This window comes from Streptomyces sp. NPDC039430, from assembly GCF_055639435.1.
This window is the reverse complement of record NZ_JBVKAK010000008.1, coordinates 77644-88167: the sequence shown is the minus strand read 5'-3', so window position 1 is coordinate 88167 and position 10524 is coordinate 77644. Positions and strand designations below refer to the sequence as shown.

Genomic DNA, 10524 nt, shown 5'->3' with positions numbered 1-10524 from the left:
ACTTGCTTGACGTTCCCTGGAGTAGAGACGGCATGGACAACGAGGACAAGCTCCGTTATTTCCTTAAGCGGGTCACCGCTGACCTGCGCGACACGCGTCGGCGGTTGCGCGAGGTCGAGGAGGGCGAGCAGGAGCCGATCGCGATCATCGGCATGAGCTGCCGCTACCCCGGCGGCGTGCGCACCCCCGAGGACCTGTGGGAGCTGGTCGCGAACGGCCGCGACGGCGTGACGGCGTTCCCCACCGACCGGGGCTGGGGCGACGTCGAGTTGTCCGACCCCGAGGACCCCGACCGCGCGTTCCTCACCGAGGGCGGGTTCCTGCACGACGCGGCCGATTTCGACCCCGGGGTATTCGGGATCTCGCCGCGTGAGGCGCTGGCGATGGACCCGCAGCAGCGGCTGCTGCTGGAGACGTCGTGGGAGGCGTTCGAGCGGGCCGGGATCGACGCGTCGTCGCTGCGCGGCAGCAGGACGGGCGTGTTCGCCGGAGTGATGTACCACGACTACGCGTCACGGCTGCGGTCGGTGCCGGAGGAGCTGGACGGCTTCCTCGGCACCGGCAGCTTCGGCAGCGTCGCCTCCGGCCGCGTGTCGTACACGTTCGCCCTGGAGGGGCCCGCCGTCACGGTGGACACCGCCTGCTCGTCCTCCCTGGTCACACTGCACCTGGCGGCCCAGGCACTGCGGTCGGGCGAGTGCGCGCTCGCCCTCGCGGGCGGCGTCACCGTCATGCCGACCCCGAACACGTTCATCGGCTTCAGCAAGCAGCGCGGCCTCGCCGCGGACGGCCGGTGCAAGTCGTTCTCCGACAGCGCCGACGGCACCGGCTGGGGTGAGGGCGCCGGCATGCTGCTGCTGGAGCGGCTGTCCGACGCCCGGCGCAACGGACACCCCGTACTGGCGGTCGTGCGCGGTTCCGCGGTCAACCAGGACGGCGCGTCCAACGGCCTCACCGCGCCCAACGGCCCGTCGCAGCAGCGCGTGATCCGGCAGGCGCTGGACAGCGCGGGACTGACCGTGGCCCAGGTCGACGCGGTCGAGGCGCACGGCACCGGCACCACGCTCGGCGACCCGATCGAGGCGCAGGCGCTGCTGGCCACGTACGGCAAGGACCGTTCCGGCGAGCCGCTGTGGCTCGGCTCGGTGAAGTCCAACATCGGCCACACGCAGGCCGCGGCCGGTGTCGCGGGCGTCATCAAGATGGTCATGGCGATGCGGCACAGCACGCTGCCGCCGACGCTGCACGTCGGCGAGCGCTCCCGGCACGTCGACTGGTCGGCGGGCGCCGTGGAGCTGCTGACCGAGGCGCGGCCCTGGCCGGAGACCGGACAGCCGCACAGAACGGCGGTGTCGTCGTTCGGTATCAGCGGCACCAACGCCCATGTCGTCCTCGAACAGGCCCCGGCCGAGGACGCCGACGACGAGCTGCGCGAGCCCGTCGACCCCGTCCTGGCCGACGCGGTGCCATGGGTGCTGTCCGGCAACGACCCGGCCGCGCTGCGCGAGCGCGCCGCGTCCCTCCTCTCCCACCTCGACGGCCGGGACGTGCCGGCGGTCGACACCGGCTACTCGCTCGCCGTGACCAGGACCGCGCTGGAGCACAGGGCCGCCGTCGTCGGCGCGGACCACGCGGAGCTGCGGAGCGGGCTGGCGGCCCTGGCCGCCGGCGACGAGGCGCCGAACCTGGTGCGCGGCACGGTGGGCTCGCGCGGCAAGCTCGCGTTCCTGTTCAGCGGACAGGGCAGCCAGCGGGTGGGCATGGGCCGCGAGCTGTACCGGGAGTTCCCCGTGTTCGCGCAGGCGCTGGACGAGGTCTGCGCCGGCCTGGACCCGCACCTGGACCGGCCGCTGCGTGACGTGCTCTTCGCCGAGCCCGGCACCGAGGCCGCCGCCCTGCTCGACCTGACCACCTACACGCAGCCCGCGCTGTTCGCGATCGAGGTGGCGCTGTTCCGTCTCGTCACGGCATGGGGCCTCACCCCCCAGTTCCTCGCGGGCCACTCCATCGGGGAACTCGCGGCGGCGCACGTGTCGGGCGTGTTCTCCCTCGCCGACGCGTGCCTGCTGGTCGCCACCCGCGGCAGGCTGATGGGAGCCCTGCCCGAGGGCGGGGCGATGCTGTCGCTGCGCGCGGACGAGGACACCGTCCGCCGCCTGGTCGCCGAGCACGGCGGCACGGTGGACATCGCGGCGGTCAACGGCCCCGAGTCCACGGTGGTCGCGGGCGACGCCCACGCGGTGGCCGCGATCGACAGCGCGTGGCGGGAGAGCGGCGGGAAGACCCGGTACCTGCGGGTCAGCCACGCCTTCCACTCGCCGCACGTCGACGCCGTACTGGACGACTTCCGCGCCGTCGCCAGGACCATCACCTACGGGACGCCGGCGATCCCGGTCGTGTCCACCCTGACCGGTACCGTGCTGAGCCCGGCACAGGCACGCGACCCGGAGCACTGGGTACGCCACGTCCGCGAGGCCGTACGGTTCCTCGACGGCGTACGGTGCCTGCGCGAGCAGGGCGTCGCGAACTTCCTGGAGCTGGGCCCCGACGCGGTACTGACCGCGATGGGCCGCGACTGCGCCGACGAGGGCGCGCTGCTGGTGGCCGGGTCGCGCGCGAACCGGCCCGAGGGCGCCACGCTCACCTCGGCGGTCGCGGCGCTGCACGTACGGGGCGTCGCCCTCGACTGGCAGGCGGTGTTCGCGGGACGCGGCGCCCGGCGCACCGACCTGCCCACGTACCCCTTCCAGCGCACCACGTACTGGCTGGACGCGGGCGCCTACGTGGGAGACGTGGCCTCGATGGGCCTGCGGTCCGCCGACCACCCGCTGCTGGGCGCCGCGGTCACCCTGGCCGACGAGGAGGGCGCCCTGCTCACCGGCAGGCTCTCCCTGGCCACCCACCCGTGGCTGGCCGACCACACCGTCGGCGGCGTGGTCCTCGTACCGGGCGCCGCGTTCGTGGAACTGGCGATCAGGGCGGGCGACCAGGTCGGACTCGACCATGTCGAGGAGCTGACACTGGCGGCGCCGCTGGTCCTGCCGGCGGACGGCGCGGTATGGCTCCAGGTGTCCGTCGGGGCGCCGGACGAGTCGGGGCGCCGCGCGCTGAGCGCCTCCTCGCGGGCCGACGACGCGCCCGACGACCAGCCGTGGACACGGCACGCCTTCGGCACGCTCGCGGCGGGCGAGGAGATCCCGGCCACCGGCGGGGACGCCTGGCCGCCCGCGGGGGCCGAACGGATCGACATCGAGGGCCGATACGACGACCTCGCCGCGTCGGGACTCGGCTACGGGCCCGCGTTCCGGGGCCTGCGAACGGCGTGGCGGCGGGGCGACGAGGTGTTCGTCGAGGTCGACCTGCCCGAGCCGGACACCGCCGCCTCCTTCGGGCTGCACCCGGCGCTGCTCGACTCCGCGCTGCACGCCATCGGACTCGGCGGCTTCGTCGCCGACGCGGAGAAGCTGCACCTCCCGTACTCCTGGCGCGGGGTCCGGCTGCACAGCACCGGCGCGTCCGCGCTGCGGGGACGGCTGTCCCCGGCCGGCGCCTCGGGCGTCGCGATCACCCTGACCGACGACACGGGCGCCCTCGTCGCCTCCGTCGAGGCGCTGTCGCTGCGGCCCCTGACGACGGACGGGCTGGGCGGTGACTGGCTGAACTCGCTGTTCCGGGTCGACTGGACGCCCGTACGGCCCGCCGCCCCGGCCACGGCCGGCTGGGCGTTCCTCGGGGACGGGCCCGGCAGGACGGAGACCTCCGAGCCGGCCCGCGTGTACCCGGACCTGGCCGCGCTGGTGGAGGACGCCGAGGTGCCGGACCTCGTGTTCGCTCCCGTGCCCTCGGCCGAGGGCCCCGCGGCGGCGACACACCGCGCGCTGGAGCTGGTGCGGACCTGGCTCTCCGACGACCGGCTGGGCGCGGCGCGGCTGGTGTTCGTCACCAGCGGCGCGGTGGCGGCGGGCCCCGACGAGGACGTCCCCGGCCTGGCGGCCGCGCCGGTGTGGGGCCTTGTCCGCGCGGCGCAGGCCGAGCACCCCGGCCGGTTCGTCCTCGTCGACGTCGACGAGCCGGCGGACCCGGTCCAGGCGCTGCTGAGCGCCGTCGCGACCGACGAGCCGCAACTGGCCGTGCGCGCAGGCGAATTGTTTGCGCCGAGGCTCGTGCGGGCCCGGCCGGCGGAGTCGGCGGGCTCGGGCTTCGGCGAGGGTCCTGTGCTGGTGACCGGTGCCAGCGGGACGCTCGGTGGTGTGGTGGCCCGGCACCTGGTCGTACAGCACGGGGTGCGGCGGCTGGTGCTGGCGAGCCGGCGTGGCCAGGTGGGCGCGCTGCACGAGGAGTTGACGGGTCTGGGCGCCGAAGTCGCCGCCGTGGCCTGTGACGTGGCGGACCGGGACGCGGTGGCCGCGCTGCTGGCCGACCACCCCGTGACAGCGGTCGTACACGCGGCCGGTGTGCTGGACGACGGTGTGATCGAGTCGATGACCCCGGAGCGGATCGACACCGTGTTCCGGCCCAAGGTCGACGCGGCGTGGAACCTGCACGAGCTGACCCGTGAGCTGGACCTGTCGGCGTTCGTCCTGTTCTCGTCGGCGGCGGGCACGTTCGGCAATCCCGGACAGGCCAACTACGCCGCGGCCAACGCGTTCCTCGACGCGCTCGCGCAGCACCGGCGCGCCGCAGGACTGCCCGCCACGTCCCTGGCGTGGGGCCTGTGGGCGGACGCGAGCGGCATGACCGACGAGCTGGCCGAGACCGACCGCGGCCGCCTCTCGCGCGCCGGTGTCGCCGCCCTCTCCACCGAGGAGGGGCTGCGGCTGCTCGACGCCTCCATCGCGCTGCCGACGGCCGTCGCCGTACCCATGCGGCTGGACCTGGCGCCGCTGCGGGCACGCCCCGAGACCGTCCCCGCGCTGCTGCGCGCGCTGGTGCGCACGGCGCGCCCCGCGGCCGCGAAGGCCGAAGGGAGCCTCGCGGCACGGATATCGGCGCTGCCGGAGGACGAGCGCCTGCCGCTGCTGCTCGACCTCGTGCGCACCTGCGTCGCCGCCGTACTCGGCCACGCGTCCGCCGCCCAGGTGGAGCCGGAGCGGGCGTTCGGCGAGCTCGGGTTCGACTCGCTCACGGCGGTCGAGCTGCGCAACCGGCTCGACGCGGCGAGCGGCCTGCGCCTGCCCGCGACGCTGATCTTCGACTACCCGACGCCCGTGGTGCTCGCGGGCCACCTGCGCTCCACGCTGCTCGGCGGCGACGAGGCGCGGTCGGCCACGACCCGCACGGCCGTCGCCGAGGACGAACCGATCGCGATCGTCGGCATGAGCTGCCGTTTCCCCGGTGGTGTCGCATCGCCGGAGGACCTGTGGCGACTGGTCGCCGAGGGCCGTGACGCGGTGTCCGACTTCCCGGACAACCGGGGCTGGAACGTGGACGCGCTCTACAACCCGGACCCGGGGCACTCCGGCACCAGCACCGTCCGGTGGGGCGGCTTCCTCCACGACGCCGCCGAGTTCGACCCCGCGTTCTTCGGCATGTCGCCGCGCGAGGCGCTGGCCGTCGACCCGCAGCAGCGGCTGCTGCTGGAGACGTCGTGGGAGGCGCTTGAACGGGCCGGGATCGAGCCGAGGACGCTGCGGGGCAGCGCGACCGGCGTGTTCGCCGGAGTGATGTACAACGACTACGCCTCCCGCCTCCGGCGCGCCCCGGAGGGGTTCGAGGGCCAGCTCGGGTTCGGCAGCTCGGGCAGCATCGCCTCCGGCCGCGTGTCCTACGTGCTCGGTCTCGAAGGCCCCGCGATGACCGTGGACACGGCGTGCTCGTCGTCGCTCGTCGCACTCCACCTGGCGGCGCAGGCGCTGCGCTCCGGTGAGTGCTCGCTCGCGCTCGCGGGTGGTGTGACGGTGATGTCCAGCCCGGCGGCCTTCGTGGAGTTCAGCCGCCAGCGGGGCCTGGCCCCGGACGGCCGCTGCAAGGCGTTCTCCGCCGACGCGGACGGCACCGGCTGGGGCGAGGGCGTCGGCATGCTGGCACTGGAGCGGCTGTCCGACGCGCAGCGCAACGGCCACCGGGTGCTGGCGGTCGTGCGGGGCTCGGCCGTCAACCAGGACGGCGCGTCGAACGGTCTGACCGCGCCGAACGGTCCGTCGCAGCAGCGGGTGATCCGGCAGGCGCTCGCCAGCGCGGGTCTCGCGCCGTCCGAGGTGGACGCGGTCGAGGCGCACGGCACCGGCACCACGCTGGGTGACCCGATCGAGGCGCAGGCGCTGCTGGCCACCTACGGCCAGGACCGCGACGGTGAGCCGCTGTGGCTCGGGTCGCTGAAGTCGAACGTCGGCCACACGCAGGCCGCGGCCGGTGTCGCGGGCGTCATCAAGATGGTCATGGCGATGCGGCACGGCGTACTGCCGAGGACGCTGCACGTCTCCGAACGCTCCCCGCACGTGGACTGGTCCGCGGGCGCCGTCGACGTACTGATGGAGCCCCGGCCCTGGACGGCGGTGGGCCGACCGCGCCGGGCCGGCGTGTCGTCGTTCGGTGTGGGCGGGACGAACGCGCACACCATCATCGAACAGGCCCCGGAAGCGGAGGAGTCCGCTCCCGCGTCGTCCGCGCCCGCCGACGGCGTCGTGCCGTGGGCGCTGTCCGCCCGGAGCGCGGAGGCGCTGCGGGGCCAGGCGATCCGGCTGCGCGAGCATGTCGCGGGCGAGCCGGGCACCGGTCCGGTGGATATCGGCTACTCGCTGGCGACGACACGGCAGGCCTTCGACCACAGAGCCGTTGTCGTGGGCGACGACCGCGCGGCACTGCTCGACGGGCTCACCGCTCTGGCCGAGGGGCAGCCGTTCCCCGGCCTGGTCACGGACTCCGTCGCCCTCGGCGGCGTGGGGTTCCTGTTTTCCGGACAGGGGTCGCAGCGGCTCGGTATGGGCCGTGAACTGGCCGCGCGTTTCCCGGTGTTCGCCGAGGCGTTGGACGCCGTGCTGGGTGAGTTCGATCCGGCGGTCCGCGAGGTGCTGTTCGGTGAGGACGCCGACGCGCTGAACGAGACGGGGGTGACACAGCCGGCGCTGTTCGCGGTCGAGGTCGCGCTGTTCCGGCTGCTGGAGTCGTGGGGTGTGCGGCCGGACGTGCTGGCCGGGCACTCGATCGGCGAACTGGCCGCGGCCCATGTGGCGGGCGTCTGGTCGCTGGCCGACGCCGTCAAGGTGGTCTCGGCACGCGCCGGGTTGATGCAGGCGCTGCCCAAGGGCGGTGCGATGGCCGCGATCCGGGCGACCGAGGCAGAGGTCGCCGCGGACCTGCCGGACACCGTGGGTATCGCCGCGGTCAACGGCCCGAACTCGGTGGTCATCTCCGGTGTCGCCGACGACGTGGACGTACTGGCGGAGCTGTGGCGTGAGGGCGGTCGGAAGGTGACCGGGCTCCGCGTCAGCCACGCGTTCCACTCGCCGCTGATGGAGCCGATGCTCGGCGAGTTCCGCCGCGTACTGGAAGCGGTGTCGTACGAGGCGCCCGCGATCCCGGTCGTGTCGACACTGACCGGCGCGCGGGCCACCCCCGAGGAGCTTGCCTCGCCCGCGTACTGGGTGCGGCACGTACGCGAGTCCGTACGGTTCCATGACGCCGTCTCCACGCTCGTGGACGAGGGCGTGGTGACGTTCGTCGAGATCGGACCCGGCGGGACGCTGTCCGCGCTGGGCCAGGAATCCGCGCCCGACGCGGCCTTCGTACCGGCGCTGCGCGGCGACCGCCCGGAGGAGTCCGCGCTGCTCTCCGCCGTGGCGCGCCTCGGCACGCGGGGCGTGCCGGTGGACTGGACGAGGCTGCTCCCCGGCGGACGCCCGGTCGAACTCCCCACGTACGCGTTCCAGCGCAAGCGCTACTGGCTGGACGCGCCTCGTGACCTGCACATCGACGAAGCGGCCGGTGGTCTCGGCCTGGCGGGCGCGGACCACCCGCTGCTCGGCGCCGCCGTGGACCTCGCCGACGGGCAGGGGCTCGTGTGCACCGGCAGGCTGGGCACGGACACGCACCCGTGGCTCGCCGACCACGCCGTCGCGCAGGTGACACTCCTGCCCGGCACGGCCTTCGCGGAACTCGCGCTCGCCGCGGGCGGCAGGCTCGGCCTGGACGAGGTGGACGAGCTGACGCTCGCCGCACCGCTGGTGCTGCCCGAACGCGGCGGGGTGCGACTGCGGGTCACGGTCGGCGGCGACGACGGCTCCGGCCGTCGCACGCTCAGCATCGACTCCCGCCCGGACGACCCGGCCGCCGACACCGACTGGGCCCGGCACGCCACCGGCTTCCTCACCACCGGAGAGCCCGCCCACCCGGCCGCGACCACGGAATGGCCGCCCGCCGGAGCCGAGCCCGTCGACGTCGACGGACTCTACGACGGACTGGCGGCGGCCGGGTTCGGATACGGGCCCGCCTTCCAGGGCCTCCGGGCGGCGTGGCGCGGCGAGGGCGCCGTGTACGCCGAGATCGAGCTGGACGAGGCCCAGCACCGCGACGCCGCGTCGTTCGGGGTCCACCCGGCGCTGCTCGACGCCGCGCTGCACGCCTGCACACTCGGCGGCCTCGTCGAGGACGCCGGTCGCCCCCGGCTGCCGTTCTCCTGGAACGGCGTCCGGTGGCACGCGACCGGTGCCACCGCGGCGCGGGTCCGGCTCACGCCGGCCGGATCCGACGCCGTCACCCTAGAGCTGACCGACGTACAGGGGCACCCCCTGGCGACGGTCGCATCCCTTGTGCTGCGGCCGATCGCCGCAGACCAGTGGGGTGCGCGCCACCGCGATTCACTGTTCCGGTTGGAGTGGGTGGCCGCACAGACCCGTGCGGCCACTCCCGCTCCGTCTCGCGGTTGCGCTGTTATTGGCCCGGACGACCTGAAGGTCGGCGCGGGTCTCGCCCTGTCGGGCATCGCCGTCGAGGAGCACCGCGACCTCGCGGCCCTCGCCGAGGCCGGCGTACCCGAGCTGGTCGTCGTCCCGTGCGCGGAGGACGGCTCGGAGCCGGTCTCCGGCGCCCGCACCGCCGCACTCCGCGCGCTGCGGCTGGCCCAGGAGTGGCTGGCGGACGACCGGTTCCTCGACTCCCGCCTCGTCTTCGTGACCCGGGGGGCCGTCGCGACCGGGCCGGACGAGGACGTGCCCGACCTCGCCGACGCGGCGGTGTGGGGCCTGATCAGGTCGGCTCAGTCCGAGAACCCCGACCGGTTCACGCTGGTCGACGTGGACGTGCACGACGCGTCCTGGGAGGTGCTGTCCGACGTACTCGCCGGTTCCGAGCCGCAGGCGGCGGTGCGCGCCGGTGACCTGCTGGTGCCGCGCCTCGCACCGGCCCGGCCGTCCGAGGAGGAGTCCCCGGTCGAGTTCGCGCCCGGTGGCACCGTCCTGGTGACCGGCGCCACCGGCACGATCGGCGGCCTCGTCACCCGGCACCTCGTGACCGGCCACGGCGTCCGGCACCTGCTGCTCGCCAGCCGCAGCGGCGCCGCCGCGCCCGGCGCCGACGCCCTCTGCGCGGAACTGACCGGACTCGGCGCGCGGGTCACACTCGCCGCCTGCGACGTCACCGACCCCCGTGCGCTGGCGGACCTGCTGGCCGCGGTGGACTCGGACCATCCGCTGACCGGCGTGGTGCACTCGGCCGGAGTGCTGGACGACGGTGTGATCGGCTCGATGACGCCCGAGAGGATCGACAGGGTGTTCCGGCCGAAGGTCGACGCGGCCTGGCATCTGCACGAGCTGACCCGCGATCTGGACCTGTCGGCGTTCGTGCTGTTCTCCTCCGCCGCGGGCACGTTCGGCAATGCCGGCCAGGCCAACTACGCCTCGGCCAACACCTTCCTCGACGCGCTCGCCCAGCACCGGCGCGCCGCCGGCCTGGCCGCCACATCGCTGGCGTGGGGCCTGTGGGAGACGACGGGCGCGATGACCGACGGACTGGCGGGGACCGACGTGGCGCGGATGTCCCGCTCCGGCGTCACCGGCTTGACCGAGGAGCAGGGCCTCGCGCTGTTCGACCTCGGGTGCGCGGCGGCCGACGCGGTCGTGGTGCCGATGCGCCTCGACGTCGGCGCCCTGCGCGGCGCCCCCGAGGAAGTGCCGCCGCTGCTGCGCGGCCTCGTGCGCCCGCGGGCCACCAGGGCGGCCGCCGCGAGCGAGGAGCGGTTGGAGCAGCGGCTGGCCGGACTGACGGAGGAGGAGCAGGAGCGGGAGCTGCTGCGGGTCGTCCGGGACCAGGCGGCGGCCGTGCTCGGTTACGCGCCGGACGAACTCGACGTCTCCGGCGTCCTGACCCAGCTCGGTCTGGACTCGTTGACCGCTCTGGAACTGCGCAACCGGCTCGCGGGCGCGACCGGGCTGCGTCTGCCGACCACCGTTGTCTTCGACCAGCCGACCGGCCCGGAGCTCGCCGGGTACCTGCGGCGCGAACTCGCTCTGGGGACCGTGGGCGTGCCTGTCGAGTCCGCCGCCCTGGCGGTCGAGGACACGTTCACCGGCCTGTACCGGCAGGCATGTG

At 74.7% G+C, this 10524-nt stretch carries 1 pseudogene; it reads left to right on the top strand.

The features are described 5' to 3' along the window. Window positions 1–2: 2 nt before the first annotated feature. Window positions 3–10448: pseudogene (locus ACZ7LS_RS21205) on the top strand (SDR family NAD(P)-dependent oxidoreductase); the annotation flags it as partial. Window positions 10449–10524: the final 76 nt, after the last annotated feature.